General features: G+C 58.1%; 24 protein-coding genes and 1 other RNA gene. 11 read left to right on the top strand and 14 right to left on the bottom strand.

What is annotated here, in order from left to right:
* Window positions 1-63: 63 nt before the first annotated feature.
* Window positions 64-585: a flavodoxin FldB gene (fldB, locus tag AS136_RS01620; protein WP_008806427.1), complete on the top strand. Its 522-nt coding sequence runs from the start codon at window positions 64-66 to the stop codon at window positions 583-585.
* Between the two features lie 6 nt (window positions 586-591).
* On the opposite strand, the gene AS136_RS01615 is transcribed toward fldB, so the two are convergent.
* Both AS136_RS01615 and sdhE read right to left on the bottom strand, forming a co-directional pair.
* Complete coding sequence (locus tag AS136_RS01615) at window positions 592-1,002, bottom strand: protein YgfX (protein WP_002916310.1); 411 nt, start codon at window positions 1,000-1,002, stop codon at window positions 592-594.
* On the bottom strand, window positions 983-1,249 hold the full coding sequence (sdhE, locus tag AS136_RS01610) for an FAD assembly factor SdhE (protein WP_002916312.1): 267 nt from the start codon (window positions 1,247-1,249) through the stop codon (window positions 983-985). The genes AS136_RS01615 and sdhE overlap by 20 nt, the downstream gene beginning before the upstream one ends.
* Window positions 1,250-1,494: 245 nt before the next feature.
* Between sdhE and ygfZ the strand changes: the two genes are divergently transcribed.
* Entirely contained in the window at window positions 1,495-2,478 is a 984-nt protein-coding gene (ygfZ, locus tag AS136_RS01605; RefSeq protein WP_008806428.1) for a tRNA-modifying protein YgfZ, read from the top strand.
* Window positions 2,479-2,737: 259 nt separating this feature from the next.
* On the opposite strand, the gene trhA is transcribed toward ygfZ, so the two are convergent.
* Window positions 2,738-3,397 (bottom strand): PAQR family membrane homeostasis protein TrhA, encoded by a 660-nt coding sequence (gene trhA, locus AS136_RS01600; protein ID WP_008806429.1) that lies wholly within the window; start codon window positions 3,395-3,397, stop codon window positions 2,738-2,740.
* A 163-nt stretch (window positions 3,398-3,560) separates the two neighbouring features.
* Entirely contained in the window at window positions 3,561-3,872 is a 312-nt protein-coding gene (gene yqfB / locus AS136_RS01595; RefSeq protein ID WP_008806430.1) for a N(4)-acetylcytidine aminohydrolase, read from the bottom strand.
* A gap of 50 nt (window positions 3,873-3,922) precedes the next feature.
* On the opposite strand from yqfB, the gene AS136_RS01590 reads away from it, so the two are divergent.
* The 6 genes from AS136_RS01590 to AS136_RS01565 all read left to right on the top strand — a co-directional run bounded on the left by AS136_RS01590 (window position 3,923) and on the right by AS136_RS01565 (window position 9,853).
* Window positions 3,923-4,651 carry a MurR/RpiR family transcriptional regulator gene (locus AS136_RS01590; protein ID WP_012967245.1) on the top strand — a complete coding sequence of 243 codons (729 nt, stop codon included), beginning with the start codon at window positions 3,923-3,925 and terminating at the stop codon, window positions 4,649-4,651.
* A 119-nt stretch (window positions 4,652-4,770) separates the two neighbouring features.
* The gene (bglA, locus tag AS136_RS01585; RefSeq protein WP_012540589.1) at window positions 4,771-6,204 is read left to right on the top strand and encodes a 6-phospho-beta-glucosidase BglA; all 1,434 of its coding nucleotides are present in this window, start codon (window positions 4,771-4,773) and stop codon (window positions 6,202-6,204) included.
* A gap of 124 nt (window positions 6,205-6,328) precedes the next feature.
* A complete protein-coding gene (locus tag AS136_RS01580; protein WP_012967243.1) occupies window positions 6,329-6,688 on the top strand; it encodes a hypothetical protein in 360 nt (119 codons plus the stop codon).
* 49 nt (window positions 6,689-6,737) lie between these two features.
* The gene (locus AS136_RS01575; RefSeq protein WP_023323256.1) at window positions 6,738-8,747 is read left to right on the top strand and encodes a protein-disulfide reductase DsbD family protein; all 2,010 of its coding nucleotides are present in this window, start codon (window positions 6,738-6,740) and stop codon (window positions 8,745-8,747) included.
* A gap of 1 nt (window position 8,748) precedes the next feature.
* Window positions 8,749-9,360: a DsbA family protein gene (locus AS136_RS01570; RefSeq protein WP_016161820.1), complete on the top strand. Its 612-nt coding sequence runs from the start codon at window positions 8,749-8,751 to the stop codon at window positions 9,358-9,360.
* Window positions 9,350-9,853, top strand: a complete 504-nt coding sequence (locus AS136_RS01565) for a protein disulfide oxidoreductase (protein ID WP_023323257.1) — start codon at window positions 9,350-9,352, stop codon at window positions 9,851-9,853. The genes AS136_RS01570 and AS136_RS01565 overlap by 11 nt, the downstream gene beginning before the upstream one ends.
* Window positions 9,854-10,084: 231 nt before the next feature.
* On the opposite strand, the gene AS136_RS01560 is transcribed toward AS136_RS01565, so the two are convergent.
* The 8 genes from AS136_RS01560 to AS136_RS01525 all read right to left on the bottom strand — a co-directional run bounded on the left by AS136_RS01560 (window position 10,085) and on the right by AS136_RS01525 (window position 20,205).
* Entirely contained in the window at window positions 10,085-10,828 is a 744-nt protein-coding gene (locus AS136_RS01560; RefSeq protein WP_008806437.1) for an SDR family oxidoreductase, read from the bottom strand.
* A gap of 60 nt (window positions 10,829-10,888) precedes the next feature.
* Window positions 10,889-13,762 carry an aminomethyl-transferring glycine dehydrogenase gene (gcvP, locus tag AS136_RS01555; RefSeq protein ID WP_023323258.1) on the bottom strand — a complete coding sequence of 958 codons (2,874 nt, stop codon included), beginning with the start codon at window positions 13,760-13,762 and terminating at the stop codon, window positions 10,889-10,891.
* Between the two features lie 205 nt (window positions 13,763-13,967).
* Window positions 13,968-14,357 (bottom strand): glycine cleavage system protein GcvH, encoded by a 390-nt coding sequence (gene gcvH / locus AS136_RS01550; protein ID WP_008806439.1) that lies wholly within the window; start codon window positions 14,355-14,357, stop codon window positions 13,968-13,970.
* 24 nt (window positions 14,358-14,381) lie between these two features.
* Window positions 14,382-15,476, bottom strand: a complete 1,095-nt coding sequence (gene gcvT / locus AS136_RS01545; protein ID WP_023323259.1) for a glycine cleavage system aminomethyltransferase GcvT — start codon at window positions 15,474-15,476, stop codon at window positions 14,382-14,384.
* Window positions 15,477-15,898: 422 nt separating this feature from the next.
* Window positions 15,899-17,101: an FAD-dependent 2-octaprenylphenol hydroxylase gene (gene ubiI, locus AS136_RS01540; protein WP_012540581.1), complete on the bottom strand. Its 1,203-nt coding sequence runs from the start codon at window positions 17,099-17,101 to the stop codon at window positions 15,899-15,901.
* Window positions 17,102-17,111: 10 nt separating this feature from the next.
* Window positions 17,112-18,290: a 2-octaprenyl-6-methoxyphenyl hydroxylase gene (ubiH, locus tag AS136_RS01535; protein ID WP_008806442.1), complete on the bottom strand. Its 1,179-nt coding sequence runs from the start codon at window positions 18,288-18,290 to the stop codon at window positions 17,112-17,114.
* Window positions 18,287-19,603 (bottom strand): Xaa-Pro aminopeptidase, encoded by a 1,317-nt coding sequence (pepP, locus tag AS136_RS01530; RefSeq protein WP_008806443.1) that lies wholly within the window; start codon window positions 19,601-19,603, stop codon window positions 18,287-18,289. Before pepP ends, ubiH begins: the two co-directional genes overlap by 4 nt.
* Before the next feature lie 23 nt (window positions 19,604-19,626).
* Entirely contained in the window at window positions 19,627-20,205 is a 579-nt protein-coding gene (locus tag AS136_RS01525; protein WP_008806444.1) for a YecA/YgfB family protein, read from the bottom strand.
* Window positions 20,206-20,371: 166 nt separating this feature from the next.
* On the opposite strand from AS136_RS01525, the gene zapA reads away from it, so the two are divergent.
* From zapA to AS136_RS01510, 3 genes are all read left to right on the top strand, one after another.
* A complete protein-coding gene (gene zapA, locus AS136_RS01520; RefSeq protein WP_004205298.1) occupies window positions 20,372-20,701 on the top strand; it encodes a cell division protein ZapA in 330 nt (109 codons plus the stop codon).
* 40 nt (window positions 20,702-20,741) lie between these two features.
* Window positions 20,742-20,925, top strand: a non-coding RNA gene (gene ssrS, locus AS136_RS01515) — 6S RNA.
* A gap of 99 nt (window positions 20,926-21,024) precedes the next feature.
* Complete coding sequence (locus tag AS136_RS01510) at window positions 21,025-21,621, top strand: 5-formyltetrahydrofolate cyclo-ligase (protein ID WP_023323260.1); 597 nt, start codon at window positions 21,025-21,027, stop codon at window positions 21,619-21,621.
* Window positions 21,622-21,707: 86 nt separating this feature from the next.
* On the opposite strand, the gene AS136_RS28070 is transcribed toward AS136_RS01510, so the two are convergent.
* Together AS136_RS28070 and serA are read right to left on the bottom strand one after the other, a co-directional pair.
* Window positions 21,708-21,767 carry a type I toxin-antitoxin system Ibs family toxin gene (locus AS136_RS28070; RefSeq protein ID WP_001387081.1) on the bottom strand — a complete coding sequence of 20 codons (60 nt, stop codon included), beginning with the start codon at window positions 21,765-21,767 and terminating at the stop codon, window positions 21,708-21,710.
* A gap of 230 nt (window positions 21,768-21,997) precedes the next feature.
* The gene (serA, locus tag AS136_RS01505) at window positions 21,998-23,230 is read right to left on the bottom strand and encodes a phosphoglycerate dehydrogenase (RefSeq protein WP_008806446.1); all 1,233 of its coding nucleotides are present in this window, start codon (window positions 23,228-23,230) and stop codon (window positions 21,998-22,000) included.
* Between the last annotated feature and the right edge of the window lie 220 nt (window positions 23,231-23,450).

Here is a 23,450-nt window from a genome sequence, read left to right as displayed (position 1 = left end):
TTAAGAGGCCGCCTTTCTGGTACACTGGGCGCAATTCACGGCAAGAATTGAGACGTTTACGCGATGAATATAGGTCTTTTTTACGGCTCCAGTACCTGCTATACCGAAATGGCTGCGGAGAAAATCCGCGATATCATCGGCCCTGAGCTGGTGACGCTGCACAATCTGAAAGACGATTCCCCCGCGCTGATGAGCCAGTACGACGTACTGATCCTCGGCATCCCGACCTGGGATTTCGGCGAAATTCAGGAAGACTGGGAGGCGGTCTGGGAGCAACTGGATACCCTGGACCTGGAAGGCAAAATCGTCGCACTGTACGGCATGGGCGATCAGCTGGGCTATGGCGAATGGTTCCTTGACGCACTGGGCATGCTGCACGACAAGCTGGCGACCAAAGGCGTGAAGTTTGTCGGCTACTGGCCAACCGAAGGCTATGAGTTCACCAGTCCAAAACCGGTTATCGCCGATGGCCAACTGTTCGTTGGCCTGGCGCTGGATGAAACCAATCAGTACGACCTGAGCGACGAGCGCATCCAGAGCTGGTGCGAGCAGATCCTCGGCGAAATGGCCGAACACTTCTCCTGACGCCGCTTACTCCTGCGCCGGTTTTTGCAGCACCAGCCGGCGCAGATCGCGCCATTCTCCGGCATCCATGCTATCCGCCGCCAGCCACAGATGCTGCCCGCGCCGGGTATCGACATGGCGTAAACGCAGCAGCATACCGCTATTGATGACCCACGGCGTCCCGAGGATCTCCCATTCGGCGTTTTGCCAGCGAAGACGGGAATCGGTGAGCAGTTTTATCTCTCCGCGACGGGCATGGATCCGCCGCTGGCTGCGCACGCAGTCAAACACTACCAGCGACAACAGCAGCAGCCAGATCGGGGTGTAGCTTAGCGGCCAGGGAACCAACAGCACCAGCGCCGCCACAACGCCGTGGAGCAGCAGGGAAAACCACTGCGCGCGCCAGGAGATACGGAGATCAGATTGCCACAGGACCACGTTCCCGATTCCGTGTCTGAATTAAGGTTACCATCCGCTGCAGCTCCGCATCGGCCGGTTTGCCGTGGTTCATCAGCCAGTTGAACAGATCCGGATCGTCATTTTCCAGCAGGCGAATGAACAGCTGTTTGTCAGCGTCGCTGAGGGTATCGTACTCATACTCAAAGAACGGCATGATGGAGATGTCGAGTTCGCGCATCCCGCGGCGGCATGCCCAGTGGATACGTGCTTTATTGTTAATGTCCATGTTGACCTTCCAGCAGCAAAATATAGGTTAGTTTAACCCGTTTTCTGCCGTAACTTTACAGGAATATCGCTGAATGCGAGCATCCTTCCATAAAAACCATATAATAATGATGGGCTTATTGATTCCCTGCGTCAGGCGGCTGTCTCACGCCAGCGCACAAATGGCCTGTTGAAAGCACTTGCAATGCACTATAGCTCTTTTACCATTGGTCACACACACTGCGTTAAGCGATTCAGGATATGACTATGGCTTTTACACCTTTTCCTCCGCGTCAGCCTTCCTCTTCCGCTCGTCTGCCGTTAACGCTGATGACCCTGGATGACTGGGCGCTGGCGACGATTAGCGGGCCGGATAGCGAAAAATATCTGCAGGGGCAGATTACCGCCGATGTGAGCAATCTCACCGATGCTCAGCATCTGCTTGCCGCCCACTGTGACGCCAAAGGCAAGATGTGGAGCAATCTGCGCGTATTCCGCCGCGACGGCGGCTTCGCATGGATCGAGCGCCGCAGCCTGCGCGACGTACAGCTGACCGAACTGAAAAAATATGCCGTCTTCTCCAAAGTCACCATCGCCGCCAACGACGATCTGGTTCTGTTGGGGGTGGCCGGCTTCCAGGCGCGCGCCGCGCTGGCGCCGCTGTTCGCTGCCCTGCCCGACGCGGCCGCCCCGGTGGTCAGCGAAGGCGCCACCAGCCTGCTGTGGTTTGAACATCCAGGTGAACGCTTCCTGCTGGTGACTGATGTCGACACCGCCAATCGCGTTACCGATGCGCTGCGCGGCGAAGCGCAGCTCAACAACAGCCAGCAGTGGCTGGCGCTGAATATTGAAGCCGGTCTGCCGGTTATCGACAGCGCCAACAGCGGGCAGTTCATTCCGCAGGCCACCAACCTGCAGGCGCTGGGCGGTATCAGCTTCAGGAAAGGCTGCTACACCGGCCAGGAAATGGTGGCGCGGGCAAAATTCCGCGGCGCCAATAAGCGTGCGCTGTGGACGCTGTCAGGGACCGCCAGCCGGGTGCCGGAAGCGGGGGAAGATCTGGAGCTGAAAATGGGCGACAACTGGCGCCGCACCGGGACGGTGCTTGCGGCGGTTCAGCTGGATGATGGCCAGTTGCTGGTGCAGGTAGTGATGAATAACGATATGGAGCCGGACAGCATCTTCCGCGTGCGCGACGATGCCGGCAGCCTGCGCATCGAACCGCTGCCCTATTCGCTGGAAGACGTGTAATAAAGCGTTATGACTCCCGGCTTGCGGCGCTCGCGCCTTAGCCGGGCTACTTGACTGCAAATACCGTAGCCACAGTAAGCGCAGCGCCACCGTGGGATTTCCAGGCGGCAGAGTATCGTAGCCACAGTAAGCGCAGCACTACCGTGGGATTTCCAGGCCGCAGATAACCGTAGCCACGGTAAGCGTAGCGCCACCGTGGGATTTCCAGGCCGCAGATAACCGTAGCCACGGTAAGCGCAGCGCCACCGTGGAATGTTTATCAGGACTGGCCGACGTACAGATAGATCGCCAGGAAGTGACACACGCTGCCGCCGAGCACGAAGCCGTGCCAGATAGCGTGGTTATAGGGAATACGTTTGCAGACGTAGAAGATGACCCCCAGCGAGTACACCACCCCGCCGACCGCCAGCAGCGTTACGCCGCCCACCGCCAGCTTCACTGCCAGCTGATAGACCACGATAAGCGACAGCCAGCCCATGGTCAGATAAGTCACCAGCGACAGAATTTTAAAGCGGTGTGCGATGGTCAGCTTAAACAGGATCCCCAGCAGGGCCAGGCTCCAGATGACGATCATCAGCCCCTTTGCCAGCGGTGAATTCAACCCCACCAGCAAAAACGGCGTGTAGGTCCCGGCAATCAGCAGGTAGATAGCGCAGTGGTCGAACTTTTTCAGCCACTGTTTCGCCCGCTGATGCGGGATCGCGTGATAGAGCGTAGAGGCGAGGAACAGCATAATCATGCTGCCGCCGTACAGGCTGTAGCTGGTGATCGCCGTCGCGCTGGCGTTGGTGTCTACCGCCTGCACCAGCAGCAACACGAGGCCGACAATACCGAACACCAGCCCGATCCCGTGGCTGATGCTGTTGGCAACTTCCTCTGCCAGAGAATATCCCTGAGTGATTAATGGTTTGCGCACCATATTTGACTCCGTGAAAACAAGAACGCTTTCATTGCCCACTTAGGGTAACTGAGAATGATTCCAGTGAACACCTGTTAGCTAAAATAAAACGATGTATATTTGTAAATACATTAAAATCATAATGTTACAATGTTATTTCAACTAACAGCTGTGCCGGTTTTATTTAAAGGCGTTTGAATTCAATAACATAAAACCGATCTTCCGCAGGATAGATTTCCCTAATCACCTGCCGCAGTTGTTCGAGGGTCATATTCTCCTGTTGAGCATGCTGTTCAGTTAGCGTATCGAGCGTCACCGTCGAGGTGGCGGTCACGGCGATGGTGCAAAAATAGCCGTCATCTTCATAGCGCCCAACGCGCAGGACGTCACCCGGTTTAAAATGCGATTCCGCCGCATCGCGGATAGTAATCGTTTTGCGCCCGGCAAGGATGTCCTCCTGAAAACGCTGAAAAAAGGTAATGTCATTGGCCTGCATGATATAATTCCGTCCTGGTCATTATGAATTGTGAGTTCGCCACTGTGAGTATGTTCTCCCACGCCGCTGTCGCCAGTCTCAATAATCTTGAGATGATGGTCTATCACTATGTCATTAAGAATCGTGACAAAGTGATGTACATGACCATCCGCGAACTGGCCGAGGCCGCCGGGGTCTCCACCACCACCGTGTTGCGCTTCTGCCGCAAACTGCAGTGCGAGGGCTACTCTGAATTTCGCGTACGCTTTAAATTATATCTTGAGCAGAATGAGCCTCAACAGGCAAATATCGGCGCCAGCGAAATTATGAGCTTTTTTAAAAGCGTCAATAATGACGAGTTCGATGAATTACTCGAGCAGGCCGTGGATATTATTCTCGCTTCGGAACGTATTATTTTCGTCGGCGCCGGCACCTCCGGCGCGCTGGCGAAATATGGCGCACGCTTCTTTTCCAACGTCGGTAAATTCAGCAACCATATTGACGACCCCTATTTTCCGGTAACCAATGATATGGCCCGTAACGCGCTGGCGATCGTGCTTTCCGTCTCCGGCGAAACCGAAGAGATCCTGCGCTTCGCCAGCCAGTTCAGCCTGCACCGCTGCAAGGTGATGTCGATTACCAGCCACGAGCATTCGCGACTGGCGAAACTGGCTGATTTCAATCTCTCCTGGCACGTGCCGCAGACGCGCATCGGCGGCGTCTACGATATTACAACGCAAATTCCGGTGATCTATATCCTTGAATCGCTGGGACGTAAATTAGCGCGCAAAATCAGCTAAAAATAACAGCCTGTTTTTTCGATGTAACATATTACCTTTAGCGGAATTTGTTATATCGTGACATTCAATTTCGCTTTGCTAGACTCAATCGCAATAGTTATTCAGAGAGATTAGCAAAGATGAAAAAATTGACTCTTCCCAAAGACTTTTTGTGGGGCGGCGCGGTCGCCGCGCATCAGGTTGAAGGCGGCTGGAATAAAGGCGGCAAAGGCCCGAGCATCTGCGACGTGCTGACTGGCGGGGCGCACGGCGTACCGCGCGAAATCACCCACCAGGTCGAAGCGGGTAAATATTACCCTAACCATGAAGCCGTCGATTTCTACGGCCACTACAAAGAAGACATCAAACTGTTCGCTGAGATGGGCTTCAAGTGCTTCCGCACCTCTATTGCCTGGACCCGCATCTTCCCGCAGGGCGACGAAACTCAACCGAATGAAGAAGGGCTGAAATTCTACGATGACATGTTCGATGAACTGCTGAAGTACAACATCGAGCCGGTGATCACCCTTTCCCACTTTGAAATGCCGCTGCATCTGGTACAGCAGTACGGCGGCTGGACTAACCGTAAAGTGGTTGATTTCTTTGTGCGTTTCGCCGAGGTGGTCTTCGAGCGCTATAAGCACAAAGTGAAGTACTGGATGACCTTCAACGAGATCAATAACCAGCGCAACTGGCGCGCGCCGCTGTTCGGCTACTGCTGTTCCGGCGTGGTCTATACCGAGCATGAAAATCCGGAAGAGACCATGTACCAGGTGCTGCATCACCAGTTCGTCGCCAGCGCGCTGGCGGTGAAAGCGGCCCGTCGTATCAACCCGGACATGCAGGTCGGCTGCATGCTGGCGATGGTCGCCCTCTACCCTTATTCCTGCAAACCGGAAGATGTCATGTTCGCCCAGGAGTCGATGCGCGAACGCTACGTCTTTACCGATGTCCAGTTGCGCGGTTACTACCCGAGCTATGTGTTGAATGAATGGGAACGCCGTGGCTTCAACATCAAAATGGAAGACGGCGACACGCAGATCCTGCGCGAAGGCACCTGCGCCTACCTCGGTTTCAGCTACTACATGACCAACGCGGTGAAAGCTGAGGGCGGCACCGGCGATGCCATTTCCGGTTTCGAAGGCAGCGTGCCGAACCCGCACGTCAAAGCCTCCGACTGGGGCTGGCAGATTGACCCGGTTGGCCTGCGCTACGCCCTGTGCGAACTGTATGAGCGCTACCAGAAGCCGCTGTTTATCGTGGAAAACGGCTTCGGCGCCTACGACAAAGTCGAAGCTGACGGCAGCATCAACGATGACTACCGCATCGATTATCTGCGCGCCCACGTCGAAGAGATGATCAAAGCGGTGACTTATGACGGCGTCGATCTGATGGGCTATACCCCATGGGGCTGCATCGACTGCGTCTCCTTCACTACCGGGCAGTACAGCAAACGCTACGGCTTCATCTACGTCAATAAACACGATGACGGCACCGGCGACATGTCCCGCTCGCGCAAGAAGAGCTTTAACTGGTACAAAGCGGTTATCGCCAGCAACGGTGAGAATCTGTAACTGACCGCCCTCTCCCGGCCGGGAGGGGGCAAATCACTTATCCGCCAGACACTTCTTTACAGCTTTACCATTGCCAAAACGCGTTCGCCCGATAAGATAGGCCGCGTGAATATTTGAGGCGATCATGATTAAGCGACAACGCAAAGCCATTCTTTTTGTCCTCCTGGCCTGTCTGGTGGTGCTGACCTGCACCGCCCAGCGGATGGCCGGGATGCACGCGCTGGTCATGAACCTCACCGCCGACAGCCCGTCGCTACAGCAAAACCCGGATAAGGCCGAGGCGCCGGTCACGCCGTGCGAGCTCAGCGCCAAGTCGCTGATGGCCGTTCCGCCGATGCTGTTTGAAGGGGCGCTGTTGGCTATCACTCTGCTGCTGGCGGTGCTGGCGGCGATCCCGCCGCGTATCGAACGCCAGTGGCCTCCCCGCGTTATCTCCCCACCCCGATTGCGGGTGCATCTGCGATTATGCGTCTTCCGTGAGTGATTAATTCTCCTGACAGCTCAGGTTAATTTATTACTTACGGAGAAAATTTATGTTTATGGTATTCAGGCGACTGCTGGTCTGCCTGCTTTGGCTATGGCTGCCCGTCAGCCAGGCCGCCGATAGCGGCTGGCTGCGCGTCGCCGACAATCAACACGCCAGCGTGCGCCTGCGGGCGCAAAGCGGAAGCAATGGCGACACCCGCCTGCTTTTAGACATAGCGCTGGGAAAGGGCTGGAAAACCTACTGGCGTTCGCCGGGCGAAGGCGGCATCGCGCCGGCTATCGCCTGGCGCACGCCGCTGGAGGTGAACTGGCGCTGGCCGACGCCGCAGCGCTTCGACGTCGCGGGTATTTCCACTCAGGGGTATCACGGCGACGTCAGCTTCCCGATGACCCTGCTCGGGAAAATACCGCCGACACTTAGCGGCGTCCTGACGCTCTCTACCTGCAGCAATGTCTGTATTCTCACTGACTACCCCTTTTCGCTGGATATGACGGCTCCGGCGGGGGAGCGATTTAATTATGATTTTACCCGCGCGATGGGCACGCTGCCGCTGCGCGATGGCCTGACTTCGCAGCTGACCGCCAGCTACGTCAGCGGCAAACTGACGGTGACCGCCCGCCGCGATGCCGGCTGGCAGCAGCCAGCGCTGTTTATCGACAGCATGGAGGATGTCGATTTCGGCACGCCGAGCTTTACCAGCCGCGGCGATACGTTGACCGCCACCGTACCGGTCACCGATAGCTGGGGCGAAGCGGCGCCGGATCTGAGCGGCAAAACGCTGTCGCTGGTGCTGGCCGATAGCGGCCAGGCGCAGGAAAGCCAAATCGCCATCGCCGCCGGCAGTACCGCGCCGGGGCTGGCGTTAGGCTGGGTGCTGCTGATGGCGCTGGCCGGCGGGCTTATCCTCAACGTCATGCCTTGCGTGCTGCCGGTGCTGGCGATGAAACTCGGCTCATTGGTGCAAACCGAACGTCGCGAACGCGGCGCGGTGCGGCGGCAGTTCCTCGCCTCGGTATGCGGGATCGTCGTCTCCTTCCTGGCGCTGGCGCTGATGATGACCGCGCTACGCTTAGGTAATCAGGCGCTCGGCTGGGGGATCCAGTTCCAGAACCCGTGGTTTATCAGCGCGATGGCACTGGTGATGGTGCTGTTCAGCGCCAGTTTATTGGGACTATTCGAAATCCGTCTCTCCTCCAGCGCCAGTACCTTCCTCGCCACCCGCGGCGGCAACGGCTTGATGGGCCATTTTTGGCAGGGCGCCTTCGCCACCCTGCTGGCGACGCCCTGTACCGCGCCGTTCCTCGGTACCGCCGTGTCGGTGGCGCTGGTGGCGCCGTTGCCGCTGCTGTGGGGGATTTTCTTCGCCATGGGGATCGGCATGAGCCTGCCGTGGCTGCTTATTGTCGCCTGGCCGGGGCTGGCGCAACGACTTCCACGTCCAGGCCGCTGGATGAATCATCTGCGCGTGGTGTTGGGGCTAATGATGCTTGGTTCAGCACTATGGCTGGTTAGCCTGCTGACGATCCACATCGGCCGCACGCCGGTGCTTACCCTGCTGGTGATTCTGGCCATCGGCCTGCTATTGGCCACCGCCTGGCGCTACCGCTGGCGTACGGCGCTGCGCGCGGGCGCTCTGGCCATCGTGGTGGCGGGCGCCGTCGCCTTTGTCGCCCAACAGGACGGCCAGGGCCCGCGCCGCGACCGGGTTAACTGGCAGCCGCTCAGCGAGCAGGCTATCGCTAACGGCCTTGCGGAGCATAAACGGGTATTTATTGATGTCACCGCCGACTGGTGCGTGACCTGTAAAGCCAATAAATACAACGTGCTGCTGCGCGACGACATCCAGCAGGCGCTATCAGCGCCAGACGTGGTCGCCTTACGCGGCGACTGGAGCCGACCCTCCGCCGACATTAGTCAGTTTTTAACCGCACGCGGCAACGCCGCGGTGCCGTTTAACCAGATTTACGGACCGGGATTGCCGCAGGGAGAGATCCTGCCTGCGCTGTTAGACCGCGAACAACTTCTCGCCACCCTGTCCGCCGCTAAAGGAAAATAACATGAGAGCTATCACCGCCTTATTACTGCTGTGCGTATCGGCCTTCAGCTTCGCCGCGCCGGCGGAAAAACCGCAATCGAACGGTAATGACCAGTTAGCCCAGCTGCTGTTTAACGATCCGAATAGCCCGCGCACCGGCGCGAAAGAGCCAAAACTCACAATCGTCTCGTTTACCGATTACAACTGTCCTTACTGCAAACAGTTTGATCCGCTGCTGGAAAAAATCGTCCACGATAATCCGGATATTCAGCTCATCGTTAAGCTGCTGCCGTTTAAAGGGCAGAGTTCGGTGAATGCCGCTAAAGCCGCGCTCTCCACCTGGCGTCAGCAGCCCGATAAATTCTGGGCGCTGCATCAGCGGCTGATGGCGAAAAAAGGCTATCACGATGACGCCAGTATCGCCGCCGCACAGAAGAAAACCGCCACCGATGGCGTCAGTATTGATGACAAGACCATGGATTCGCTGAAGATGAACCTGATTTTGTCGCAGGTGCTGAATATTCAGGGCACCCCGGCGACCATCATCGGCGATCAGATGGTGGCCGGCGCGATCCCTGCTGAAGACCTGGAGGGGCTGGTGAAAGAACAGCTGGGGAAAGCCCGTGGCCAGTAAATTCAGGCGCTGGCTGCGCGAGCTGGCGGTGTGGCTGCTGATTGGCGCGGCGGTGAGCCTGGCGGTGGATTATTTTCGCCAGCCCGCGCTGCCGCAAAACGTCAGCGCCACATCGCTGCAGACACTCGACGGCAGGACGCTGGATCTGAACGCCATGAGCCAGCAAAAGCCGCTGCTGCTGTACGTCTGGGCGACCTGGTGCGGAGTCTGTCGCTATACCACGCCGTCGGTGGCATCACTTGCCGCCGACGGCGGCAATGTGCTGACGGTAGCCCTGCGTTCCGGCGATAACGCCGCGCTGGAGAAGTGGCTGACCAGGAAGAAAATGACGCTGCCGACGGTGAATGACCCGAGCGGCCAACTGGCGCGGCAGTGGGACATTCGGGTAACGCCAACGCTGGTGGTCATTTCTCAAGGCGAGGTGAAGTCGGTTACCACCGGCTGGACCAGCGGTTGGGGAATGCGCCTGAGGCTGTGGCTGGCCTCCTGGTAGACCGTCGGTTTCCCCGGCTCGCGCTGCGCTTAGCCGGGCTACGGGTAGGCATCGTTGGGTAGCCCGGATAAGGCGTAGCCGCATGCGGGAAGGTTACCCGGCTCGCGCTGCGCTCAGCCGGGCTACGGGTACGCATCGTTGGGTAGCCCGGATAAGGCGTAGCCGCCATCCGGGAAGGTTACCCTGTAGGCCCGGCAAGCGCAGCGCCGCCGGGCAATAGACATCTACGGGTTATTTCCCGCCCGCCAGTTCAAGAAAACTGCCCGTCACATACGACGCTTTGTCGCTCAGCAGCCAGGCAATGGCCTGAGCGACCTCTTCCGGCTGGCCGCCGCGCTGCATCGGCAGCGAATTTTTTACCCGGTCCACGCGTCCCGGTTCACCGCCGGAGGCGTGCATCTCGGTATAAATCAGCCCCGGACGCACGCCGTTCACCCGGATCCCTTGCGCCGCCACTTCCAGCGCCAGCCCGGTGGTCAGGGTATCTACCGCCCCTTTCGACGCGGCATAGTCAACGTACTCGCCCGGCGCGCCAAGGCGCGAGGCCGCCGACGACACGTTAACTATCGCCCCGCCCTTGCCGCCATGCCGATGCGCCATGCGCTTTACCGCCTCACGACAACAGAGGAAGTAGCCGGTGACGTTGGTGGCCAGCACGCGGTTAATACGCTCAGCGCTCAGGCTCTCCACCGTACATTGGGTAAACAGGATCCCGGCATTGTTGACCAATGCCGTCAACGGTTCGCCCATGCGGTCAACCGCCTCAAACATCGCCATCACCTGCGCTTCATCGCTGATATCCGCCCGCAGCGCCGTGGCTTTGCCGCCAGATTCAACAATGGTATTGACCACTTCGGTGGCGGCGTTAATGTTGTGATGATAATTAACCGCGACGGTATACCCTTCCTGCGCCAGCAGCAGCGCCGTCGCCCGGCCTATGCCGCGGCTCGCGCCGCTAATCAGAGCTATCGCCATACCTTCCCTCCAAAAAATAAAGGCGCCGCAGCGCCTTTAAAAGTTTAGCTAATTCACCACTTACTGGTATTCGCTCATCGGCACGCAGGAGCAGAACAGGTTGCGGTCGCCGTAGACATCATCCAGACGTTTCACCGTCGGCCAGTACTTGTTGTGCAACCCAGCCGGGAATACCGCCAGCTCGCGGCTGTACGGATGGTTCCACTCGCTCACCAGCTCACCCTGGGTGTGCGGCGCGTTCACCAGCGGGTTGTCTTCCAGCGGCCATTCACCGGCTTTGACGCGGTCGATTTCCGCGCGGATCGCCAGCATGGCGTCAATAAAGCGGTCCAGCTCTACCTTGCTTTCCGATTCTGTCGGCTCAACCATCAGCGTCCCGGCAACCGGGAAGGACATGGTCGGCGCATGGAAACCAAAGTCGATCAGGCGTTTAGCAATATCCAGCTCGCTAATGCCGGTCTCTTCTTTCAGCGGACGAATATCGAGAATACATTCGTGCGCCACGCGACCATCGCGGCCGGTATAGAGCACCGGGTAAGCCTCTTTCAGCCGGGTAGCGATATAGTTGGCGTTAAGGATCGCGTTCTGGCTCGCCTGCTTCAGGCCTTCCGCGCCCATCATGCGGATATACATCCAGCTGATCGGCAGAATGGAAGCGCTGCCGAACGGCGCGGCGGAAACCGCGCCCTGACGGGTCAGCATACCTTCAATCTGTACCACGCTGTGGCCCGGTACAAACGGCGCCAGGTGCGCTTTCACACCGATAGGGCCCATACCCGGACCGCCGCCGCCGTGCGGAATGCAGAAGGTTTTATGCAGGTTGAGGTGCGAAACGTCGGCGCCGATAAAGCCCGGAGAAGTGATCCCGACCTGGGCGTTCATGTTGGCGCCATCGAGATAAACCTGGCCGCCGAACTGGTGCACGATCTCGCACACTTCACGGATGGTCTCTTCATACACGCCGTGGGTTGACGGATAGGTGACCATGATGCAGGAGAGATTCGCCCCTGCCTGCTCTGCTTTTTCACGCAGGTCGGCAAGATCGATGTTGCCGTTTTTGTCGCAGGCAACGACCACGACCTGCATACCCGCCATCTGCGCGGAAGCCGGGTTGGTGCCGTGCGCGGAGCTTGGGATCAGGCAGATATCGCGATGGCCTTCGTTGCGGCTTTCGTGATAGTGGCGAATCGCCAGCAGGCCAGCATACTCGCCCTGCGCGCCGGAGTTCGGCTGCATACAGACGGCGTCATAGCCGGTCAGTTTCACCAGCCAGTCAGAAAGCTGGGCGATCATCTGATGATAACCTTCCGCCTGCTCGACCGGACAGAACGGGTGCAGCTCGGCAAATTCCGGCCAGGTGATCGGGATCATCTCCGCCGCGGCGTTCAGTTTCATGGTGCAGGAGCCCAGCGGGATCATCGCCTGGTTCAGCGCCAGATCTTTACGCTCCAGCGCATGCATGTAGCGCATCATCTCGGTTTCGCTATGGTAGCGGTTAAACACCGGATGGGTGAGGATCGCATCGTCGCGCAGCATCGCCGCCGGGATCGAACGGCTATCCAGCGCCACGTCTTTATCCAGGGTATCGATATCCAGACCGTGATCGTCGCCGACGATGGCGCGGAACAGGTTCAGCACATCTTCGCGGGTGGTCGCTTCATCGAGCGTAATGCCAACCGCGCCGTGAATATCGCTACGCAGGTTAATCTGCAGCGCTTCGGCACGCGCCAGCACCGCAGCTTTATCCGCCACTTCGACGCACAGGGTATCGAAGTAGTGCGCATGACGCAGCTTCAGCCCTTTCTTCTGCAGGCCGTCGGCCAGAATATCGGTCAGGCGATGAATGCGGCCAGCGATACGTTTCAGGCCCGCCGGGCCGTGGAATACCGCGTAGAGGCTGGCGATGTTGGCCAGCAGAACCTGCGAGGTACAAATGTTGGAGTTCGCTTTCTCGCGGCGGATATGCTGCTCGCGAGTCTGCATCGCCATGCGCAGCGCGGTATTACCCGCCGCATCTTTCGATACGCCGATAATCCGGCCCGGCATGGAGCGTTTGAATTCATCTTTCGCCGCGAAGAAGGCCGCGTGCGGGCCGCCGTAGCCCATCGGCACGCCGAAACGTTGGGCGGAACCGAAGACAATATCCGCGCCCTGCTTGCCCGGCGCCGTCAGCAGCACCAGCGCCATAAAGTCGGCGGCGATGCTGACAATCACTTTGCGCGCTTTCAGCTCGGCGATCAGTTTGCTGTAATCGTGGATTTCACCGGTGGTGCCCACCTGCTGCAGCAGCACGCCAAAGACATCCTGGTGATCGAGCACTTTGTCGGCGTCATCGACGATCACGTCGAAGCCGAAAGTTTCCGCACGGGTGCGCACCACGTCCAGGGTTTGCGGATGGACGTCGGCGGCAACGAAGAAACGGTTGGCGTTCTTCAGTTTACTGACGCGTTTGGCCATCGCCATCGCTTCAGCGGCGGCGGTGGCTTCATCAAGCAGCGAAGCGGAAGCGATATCCAGCCCGGTCAGATCCAGCGTGACCTGTTGGAAGTTGAGCAGCGACTCCAGACGGCCCTGGGAGACTTCCGGCTGGTAAGGGGTATAGGCGGTGTACCAGCCCGGGTTTTCCAGCATGTTGCGCTGAATGACCGGCGGCAGCTGCACGGCGGTATAGCCCATGCCGATGTAAGACTTGAAGCGCTTGTTGCGACCGGCAATCGCCTTCAGCTCCGCCAGCGCGGCGAATTCGGTAGTCGCGTCGCCCACCTGCGGTGGGGTCGCCAGCTGGATATCCTGCGGCACAATCTGGCCAATCAGGGCGTTAAGCGAATCCGCGCCGACGGTCTTCAGCATCTCTTGCTGCTGCTGAGCGTCCGGGCCAATGTGACGTTCAATAAAGGCGTCGCGGTTTTCAAGCTGACTTAAAGTCTGAGTCATGAGCGATGGTTCCTGAAACGTGCGGTGAATCGTGATTGTCTGACTGGTTTGCCCGGCAAGCGCTGATGCTTACCGGGCCAGAATACGCAAAATCATTCGCGTTGCAGGAAGGCGGCGACACAGCGACTCCCCGGGAGCTTACAAAAGTAAGTGACCGGGGGAGCCAGGAAGCCAACGCCCCTGCAGCGTGAAGGATGAAGCGTATTTATTCGTCTTCTAACAGAGCTTCATAAGCGGTCGCATCCAGCAGCGCGGCAACCTGCGCTTCGTCGCTGGCTTTAATTTTGAAGATCCACCCGTCGCTATACGGGTCGCTGTTGACCAGTTCCGGAGAGTCGTTCAGCTCTTCGTTGACGGCAACGATTTCACCGCTAATCGGCGCGTAGATATCGGAAGCCGCTTTCACGGATTCGGCAACGGCGCAATCAGCGCCCGCTTCAACGGTGGCGCCCACTTCCGGCAGGTCAACGAAAACCATGTCGCCCAGCAGCTCCTGCGCATGCTCGGTGATCCCGACGGTATAGGTGCCGTCTGCTTCTTTACGCAGCCATTCGTGTTCTTTGCTGTATTTCAGTTCTGCTGGTACGTTGCTCATCAATTCATCTCCAAAAAAGGGAAATCACACAATGGCTTTGCCATTGCGTACAAAACCAGGTTTAGTCACTTTTACCGGCATTTCACGGTTACGAATTTGCACCACCGCGGTGTCGCCAATCCCGGCCGGCACGCGCGCCAGCGCGATGCTGTAGCCCAGGGTCGGCGAGAAGGTGCCGCTGGTGATAATGCCTTCTTTTTGATTACCGTCGCTATCGGTAAAACGGACCGGCAGGCCGCCGCGCAGGACGCCTTTCTCGGTCATCACCAGGCCAACCAGTTGGTCGGTGCCTTTTTCGCGCTGCATCTCCAGCGCTTCGCGACCGATAAAGTTACGATCGGCGGGCTCCCAGGCGATAGTCCAGCCCATGTTCGCCGCCAGCGGGGAGACGCCTTCGTCCATCTCCTGGCCATACAGGTTCATCCCGGCCTCCAGGCGTAGGGTGTCACGCGCGCCGAGACCGCACGGCTTAACGCCAGCGTCCAGCAAACCGCGCCAGAAATCAGCGGCCTGCTCGTTCGGCATCGCAATTTCATAGCCCGCTTCGCCGGTATAACCGGTGGTGGCGATAAACAGGTCGCCGGACTGCACGCCAAAGAACGGCTTCATGCCTTCCACGGCCTGACGCTGCGCATCAGTAAACAGCGTCGCCGCCTTCGCTTTCGCCTGGGGGCCCTGCACCGCGATCAGCGACAGATCGTCGCGAACGGTAATTTCAAGGCCGTAAGGTTCAGCTTGCTCGGAGATCCAGGCGAGGTCTTTTTCGCGGGTGGCGGAGTTAACAACGAGGCGGAAATAATCTTCAGAAAGGAAATAGACAATCAGGTCATCGATGACGCCGGCGGAGGCGGTAAGCATTCCCGTGTAGAGCGCTTTGCCTGGGGTGGTCAGCTTCGCCACATCGTTGGCCAGCAAATAGCGCAAGAACTCGCGGATCCGGCTGCCGTGGAAATCGACGATGGTCATATGCGACACATCGAACATCCCTGCATCGCCGCGCACCGCATGGTGCTCATCAATCTGGGATCCGTAATGCAGCGGCATCATCCAGCCATGGAAATCCACCATGCGAGCGCCGCATAGCGTGTGTTGTTCATACAACGGAGTCTGTTGAGCCATCTTTTCCTCATCGAATAAAACGGAACCAGCCACGAGATTGTCGGCGATTTTGCGCCACGAAATTCGGCGACGGCACCGCTGACGGACGCCGACGCAAACGTTCTCTTTTGCCTGAACTTACCACCGAACCCGGCGCTAAACCATAAGCTCATTCAGGGCATCACATTAGCTTATGACTAAAATCCGCCGAAAAGCCTACAGAGTTATTGACTGGAAAAAAGCGATTTATGCCACATAAAATTAACATCAAGCTTTCATCGATAAGGTAATGATGGTGTTTTATGCGATTTTACGGGCCTAATTTCTTTAACAAAAAAAAGAGCGCATTAATAAAACTAATGCGAAAAAAGAGGTGAAATTAGAATATTTCAAATGAGGGAGAAAACCCGGCACGCAGGCCGGGTAAAAGAAGTGTGACGGGGTTAACGTAACCAGGCGGGGAGATCGTTGAGGCCCATCGCCTGACGAATCAGCTGCGGTTTTACGCCAGGCAGCGAATCGGCCAGTTTGAGCCCCATGTCGCGGAGGAATTTCTTCGCCGGATGGCTGCCGGAGAACATTTCGCGGAATCCCTGCATACCCGCCAGCATCAGCGCGGCGCTGTGTTTGCGGCTGCGCTCATAGCGGCGCAGGTACAAATGCTGGCCGATATCTTTCCCCTGCGCATGCAGGCGCCTCAACTCGTCGATAAGCTCGGCGGCGTCCATAAAGCCAAGGTTCACCCCCTGCCCGGCCAGCGGGTGGATGGTATGCGCGGCATCGCCGACCAGCGCCAGGCGGTGGGCGGCAAACTGACGGGCATAGCGGCCGGTCAGCGGGAAAACTTCACGTTCGCTTGCCAGCTGGCAGAGGCCGAGGCAATTATCGAAGGCGATATTCAGCGCCTGGTTGAAAGTGGCTTCATCAGCCTCCTGCATCCGCTTCGCTTCCGCTGGCGACAGCGACCAGACGATCGAGCACAGGTGCGGATCGCTGAGCGGCAGGAAGGCCAGAATACCCTCGCCATGGAACGCCTGGCGTGCCACCGCCTGATGCGGCTCAGCGGTGCGAATCGTCGCCACCAGCGCATGATGGTGGTAATCCCAGAAGGTCAGCGGAATATCGGCCTTATTACGCAGCCATGAATTCGCGCCATCAGCGCCCACCACCAACCTCGCGGTCAACATGCTGCCGTCCTGCAGGCTGAGAAAGGCTTCGTTTTCACCCCACGCCACCTGCTGTAGTTCCGCAGGCGCCAGCAGGGTGACGTCAGCGCAGCGCTGCGCTTTCTGCCACAATGCGTGATGCACCACGGCATTTTCAATAATATGGCCCAGATGGCTAAAGCCCATGCTCTGGTCATCGAAGCTAATGCGGCCGAAGCTGTCTTTGTCCCACACTTCCATACCGTGATAGCAGCTGGCGCGCTGGGCGACGATCTCGCGCCAGACATCCAGCTTAGTCAGCAACTTTTCGCTGGCGGCATTGATCGCCGAAACGCGCAGCGCCGGCGGCGCATCGGCGGCCAGAGGCTGCGGCGCTGCTTTCTCCAGCACCGCGACGCGCAGGCCGCTGCCCTGTAAACCGCAGGCTACCGCCAGTCCCACCATTCCACCGCCAACAATGGCAACATCAACACTTTGCACGTTTTACTCCTTAACGGGGAACCCAACCGAGGGTACGCTGCGCCAGCGCATCGCGCGCCGGGGTAAATAAGTCCATGGCCATCAGACCGACGTTGCGCCCCGCCACCAGCGGCGCCCAACGGTTGGCAAACAGATGCACCAGCCCATCGGTGACACCGATAGTGGCGGCTTTATCACCTGCCCGCCGTGCCTGGTAGCGGCACAGTAGGGAATAATCGCCCACATCGTCGCGGGCCACATGCGCATCGGCAAGCATCTCCGCCAGGCTCATCACGTCGCGCAGGCCGAGGTTAAAGCCCTGCCCGGCGATCGGATGCAGCGTCTGCGCCGCATTACCGACCAGCGCCAGGCGATGCGACACCGCACGGGTGGCGGTGGTTAAGGCTAACGGATAGACGCTGCGCTTACCGGCATGGGTAATACGCCCCAGCCGCCAGCCGAATGCCTGCTGTAACGCCTGACAAAAATGTTCGTCAGACCAGCTCTGTACCTCGTCGCGCCGCGACTGCGGATGGCACCACACCAGCGAACAGCGCCCTTGCGACATCGGCAGCATCGCCAGCGGACCATGCTCGGTAAAGCGCTCGAAGGCGCGGCCTTCGTGCGGCAACGCAGTGCTAACGTTAGCAATGATCGCTATCTGCTCATACGGCTGCTGCTGCCAGCTGATGCCGCAGTGAGCGCCCAGCGACGAACGGGAACCGTCCGCCGCCACCAGCAGCTTACCGTTGATGATTTCGCCGCCCTCAAGCGTAAGGCTGACGCTCTCCTCGCGGCGGCTGACCGCTTCCACTTTCGCCGGACAGTGCAGGGTGACGCCCGGCGCCTCGCGCAGCAGGCTAAACAGCCGCTGGCCGACATCGTGGAGTTCAACTACCTGCCCCAGCGCCGACAAGCCGTAATCGGCCGCCGCCAGGTTCACAAAACCAGCGTGACCACGGTCGCTGACGTGGACCCGCTGGATGGGCGTCGCTCGTTTAGCCAGGGTCTGCCAGATACCAATGCGCGCCAGCTGCTGGCAGGTACCGGCCGCCAGGGCAATTGCCCGATCGTCAAAACCGGGATGGCGTGACGAATGCGGATCCTGCGCCTCAATCAGATGGACCGGCAGGGCGCCGCCGGTCAAACGGGAGATGGCCAGCGCGAGCGTCGCCCCGGTCATCCCGCCGCCGACGATCAGCACGCTCATGACTGGCGCGCCGCCGCCATCAGCGCCTCGATCTCATCCGCCTTCTTCACCACGCTGGCGGTGAGATTTTCGTTGCCGTCTTCGGTAATGACGATGTCATCTTCAATACGAATGCCGATGCCGCGATATTGGGCCGGCACGTCGGCATCGGTGGCGATATACAGTCCCGGCTCGACGGTCAGCACCATTCCCGGTTCCAGTACCCGCGAACGGTCGGTGTCGTAATTACCGACATCGTGCACATCCAGACCCAACCAGTGGCTCAGGCCATGCATAAAGTACGGGCGGTGGGCGTTGTTGGCGATGAGCTCGTCAATCTCGCCTTTCAGGATCCCCAGCCGCACCAGGCCGGTAATCATAATGCGCACCACTTCCTGATTAACTTCATAAATGGAGGTGCCCGGACGATAAAGCTCCAGCGCGGTTTCCAGCGACTCCAGCACGATGTCGTAGATTTCACGCTGCGGTTTGCTGAATTTACCGTTAACCGGGAAGGTGCGGGTGATATCGCCCGCATAGCCGCGGTATTCGCAGCCGGCGTCAATCAGCACTAAATCGCCATCGCGCAGCTCGGATTCGTTTTCGGTATAGTGCAGAATGCAGCCGTTTTCGCCGCCGCCAACGATGGTGTTATAGGACGGGAAACGCGCGCCGTGGCGGTTGAATTCATGGAGAATTTCGCCTTCCAGCTGATACTCGAACATGCCAGGGCGACATTTTTCCATCGCCCGGGTATGGGCAAGGGCGGAAATTTCGCCGGCGCGGCGCATCACTGCCAGCTCTTCCGCAGATTTAAACAGGCGCATCTCATGCACGATGGGCCGCCAGTCGATGACCGAGTTCGGCGCCTGCAGATTCTGGCGAGAGCCTTTGCGCAGTTTTTCGAGGGCGTTAAACACAATCTCATCGGCATAGGCATATTCACCCTGGGCGAAGTAGATAGCATCCAGGCCGTTGAGCAGCTGATACAGCTGCTGGTTGATTTCGCTAAACGCCAGCGCACGATCCACACCGAGCTTCGCCGGCGCGGCATCCTGGCCCAGACGGCGACCGAACCAGATCTCAGCGGTCAGATCGCGAACCCGGTTAAACAGCACGCTATGGTTGTGCGTTTCATCGCTTTTGATCAACACCAGCAGCGCTTCCGGTTCGTTGAAGCCGGTGAAGTACCAAAAATCGCTGTTCTGCCGGTAGGGATATTCCGAATCTGCGCTACGCACCGCTTCCGGTGCGGCGAAAATCAGCGCCGCGCTGCCTGGCTGCATCTGCGCCAGCAGCGCCTGGCGACGCGAGAGAAATTCCTGCTGAGTCATGACGCCCCCTGAACGAATTTTAGTTAGTGTAATGTCGGTTTGCGGACTTCCGGTGCGGTTGGCTGCTGACGAGAAAAAGTGTCGTGGCACAGCAGTGCGGCAACGCGGACATACTCGATAATCTCCTCCAGAGACATCTCCAGCTCTTCCTGATCTTCGTCTTCATCGTAGCCCAGCTGGGCAATATTACGCAGATCGTCAATCGCTTCCCCGGTCTCGTCTTTCACTTTATCCAGCTTCGGTTGGCTGACGCCAAGGCCGAGCAGGAAATGGTTGACCCAACCGGCGAGAGCGTCGGCGCGGTCGAAGACGCTTACCGCATCGCCTTCCGGCAGATACAGTTGAAAGAGGAAACCGTCGTCATCCAGTGAATCGCTGATGGCGGAATGCATGTTACGCAGCGCCTGGGCCAGTTCATGACCAAAGGCGAGCCCTTCGTTGGTCAGGTCGTGCACCAGCGGCAGCCAGCTGCTGTCCGTGTTGCCGCCGCACAGCAATCCGCTGATCAAACCGTGCATTTCGGCTGGGGTGAGGCCGACCCCTTGTTGGTTCAGTAACTGGTCTACATCGTTGTAACCAGGCATTTCGTTCTGTATAGACATGCGCATTCGTCATCGTTGGGAGGAATATTCATGATATGCTACCACTTTGGACCCTGGTGAACCAGAAAAGGGCTTGTATCCCTGCACCAGGGTAGCTATAGTGTCGCCCCTTCGCAGACCCAGGCTCGGATGTGAAGGCAGCGCAGTCAATCAGCAGGAAGGTGGCATGTCTGCACAACCCGTAGATCTCCAAATTTTCGGCCGTTCACTGCGAGTGAATTGCCCGCCTGAACAAAGGGATGCCCTGAATCAGGCAGCTGAAGACCTTAATCAGCGGTTGCAAGATTTAAAAGAACGCACTAGAGTCACAAATACTGAGCAGCTGGTCTTCATCGCCGCGTTGAACATCAGCTATGAGTTGACTCAGGAAAAAGCGAAGACCCGCGACTACGCTTCGAGCATGGAGCAGCGCATTCGGATGCTTCAGCAGACCATTGAACAGGCATTGCTTGAGCAAGGTCGCATAAGCGAAAGACCAGGGTCAAAGTTTGAATAACACTTTGCAGTTAACTGTGTTAGAGTAATTCCAGAACAAAATTTCTCTGAGATGTTTGCAAGCGGGCCAGTCCCCTGAGCCGATATTTCATACCACAAGAATGTGGCGCTCCACGGTTGGTGAGCATGCTCGGTTCGTCCGAGAAGCCTTAAAACTGTGACGACACATTCACCTTGAACCAAGGGTTCAAGGGTTACAGCCTGCGGCGGCATCTCGGAGATTCCCTTCTTTAGTTCGCATTATCCCAACACTCCTGTTTTCGGCTGCTGCCGCCCTGTATTACACTTCCTCGTACTGTTTCGCTTGCTCGTAATGAGACCTGTATGACCCTACAGCCTGATATCCCGCTCTCCAGACAGCATATTCGCCAGCAGATCCGCGAGCGTCGCCGCGCGCTCAGCCCGGAGCAACAGCGCCTGTTTGCCCAACAGGCCGCGGAGCGGATGATGGCCTGGCCGCCGGTCATACTCGCTCATACCGTGGCGCTGTTCCTCTCCTTTGACGGCGAGCTGGACACCCAGCCGCTGATCGACCAGCTCTGGCGCGCCGGCAAGCGGGTGTATCTCCCGGTGCTGCATCCGTTTAGCCCCGGAAACCTGTTGTTTTTACACTACCATCCTCAGAGCCAACTGATAGTGAATCGCCTGAAAATCCGCGAACCGAAGCTCGATGTGCGGGACGTGCTGCCGCTCGCTGAACTCGATGTGCTGGTGACCCCGCTGGTGGCCTTCGATGTCAGTGGCCAACGGCTGGGAATGGGCGGCGGTTTTTACGACCGTACGCTGCAAAACTGGCAGCAGTATCGCCTGCAGCCGGTAGGCTACGCGCACGACTGCCAGCAGGTGGATAGCCTGCCAAGCGAAGAGTGGGATATCCCGCTGCCGGCGGTGATCACCCCGGGAAAAACCTGGAGTTGGTGAGGCGGCGGGTGATTGACTTTGCTGAATTCTTGACCTAATTTAGAGGTTAAGGGTAAGGGAGGATTGCTCCTCCCCCTGACTGACTGTTAATAAGCTGCGAAACTTACTAGTAACAGCACAATCAGTATGATGACGAGCTTCATCATAACCCTTCTCCTGTTAGCCCTCGCCTCGGTGAGGGCTTTCCCGTTTCAGCCCCATGCTGCGCCCCTATCGTAAGTCCGTTTCTAACAGGCACAACGGGCCCTCCCCGCTTTAATTACCGTTTGCGGCGAGCCTCGCAAAGGTATGTGACAGGGGAAGATAATTTCACTCAGAGGGCGTTGGGCGGGAAAAAAACGGGCAGGTACGCGACCTGCCCGAGAGGCAAAAATGATTAGAACAGCAGACGGGCGCGGATAGTCCCCGGGATCGCTTTCATTGCCTGCAGCGCCTGCTGGGCAACATCTTCTTCCGCTTCAATATCAATAACCACGTAGCCCATCTGCGGCGACGTTTGCAGATACTGCGCGGCAATGTTGATGCTCTGCGCGGCGAAGATCTGGTTGATGGCGGTCAGGACGCCCGGCCGGTTCTCATGGATATGCAGCAGACGGCGGCCGCCGTGCAGCGGCAGAGAAACTTCCGGGAAGTTAACTGCCGACAGGGTTGACCCGTTGTCAGAGTACTTCGCCAGCTTGCCAGCCACTTCCAGACCGATGTTCTCCTGCGCTTCCTGGGTCGAACCGCCGATATGCGGAGTCAGGATCACGTTATCAAACTCGCACAGCGGCGAAGTGAAGGGGTCGCTGTTGGTGGCGGGTTCTGTCGGGAAGACGTCGATAGCCGCCCCGGCCAGATGCTTACTCGCCAGCGCATCGCATAGCGCCGGAATATCCACCACGGTACCGCGGGAGGCGTTGATCAGCAGCGCGCCCGGCTTCATCAGCGCCAGCTCTTCCGCACCCATCATGTTTTTGGTGGAGGCGTTTTCCGGCACGTGCAGGCTGACCACATCGCTCATGTTCAGCAGGTCGGAGAGATGCTGAACCTGGGTGGCGTTGCCGAGCGGCAGTTTATTTTCAATATCATAGAAGAAGACATGCATCCCCAGCGATTCCGCCAGAATGCCGAGCTGGGTACCGATATGGCCGTAACCGATAATCCCCAGTTTCTTGCCGCGCGCTTCAAAGCTGCCGACCGCCAGCTTATTCCATACGCCGCGGTGCGCCTTGGCGTTGGCTTCCGGCACGCCGCGCAGCAGCAGCAGCAGCTCACCGATGACCAGCTCGGCCACCGAACGGGTATTCGAGAATGGCGCGTTAAACACCGGAATACCGCGCTTCGCGGCGGCGTTCAGATCGACCTGGTTGGTACCGATGCAGAAGCAACCCACGGCAACCAGTTTTTCCGCCGCGGCGAAAATCTCTTCAGTCAGATGGGTACGGGAACGCAGGCCGATGAAATGGGCATCACGGATCGACGCTTTCAGCTGTTCGGAGTCCAGCGCGCCTTTATGAAATTCAATGTTGGTGTAACCTGCTGCGCGAAGGCTATCGATTGCCTTTTGATGCACACCTTCAACCAGCAGAAATTTAATCTTGTCTTTTTCCAGTGATACCTTAGCCATTTCCCCGTCCTGTTTTGTCTTAACTGATGTCGTGCTGAACGAAAGTTCGTCTCAGCAACATATCAAAAAAAACTATCGCGGCAATATGAACGTTTGCGTCGCCGTCCTGAAGAAATGTCATCCAGAGGGAAATGACAGGACAAAACACCAGAAAGAAGATTAATGGTAGCGTGTTAATCAGAATGGTTGCATAAATGTGACAGAAGTCACCAAATTGCAC

The sequence above is a fragment of the Klebsiella sp. D5A genome (genome assembly GCF_001620885.1).
Lineage (GTDB): Bacteria > Pseudomonadota > Gammaproteobacteria > Enterobacterales > Enterobacteriaceae > Klebsiella > Klebsiella variicola.
Note: the sequence above shows the minus strand (reverse complement) of the source record. Positions and strands in the feature narration are given on the sequence as shown.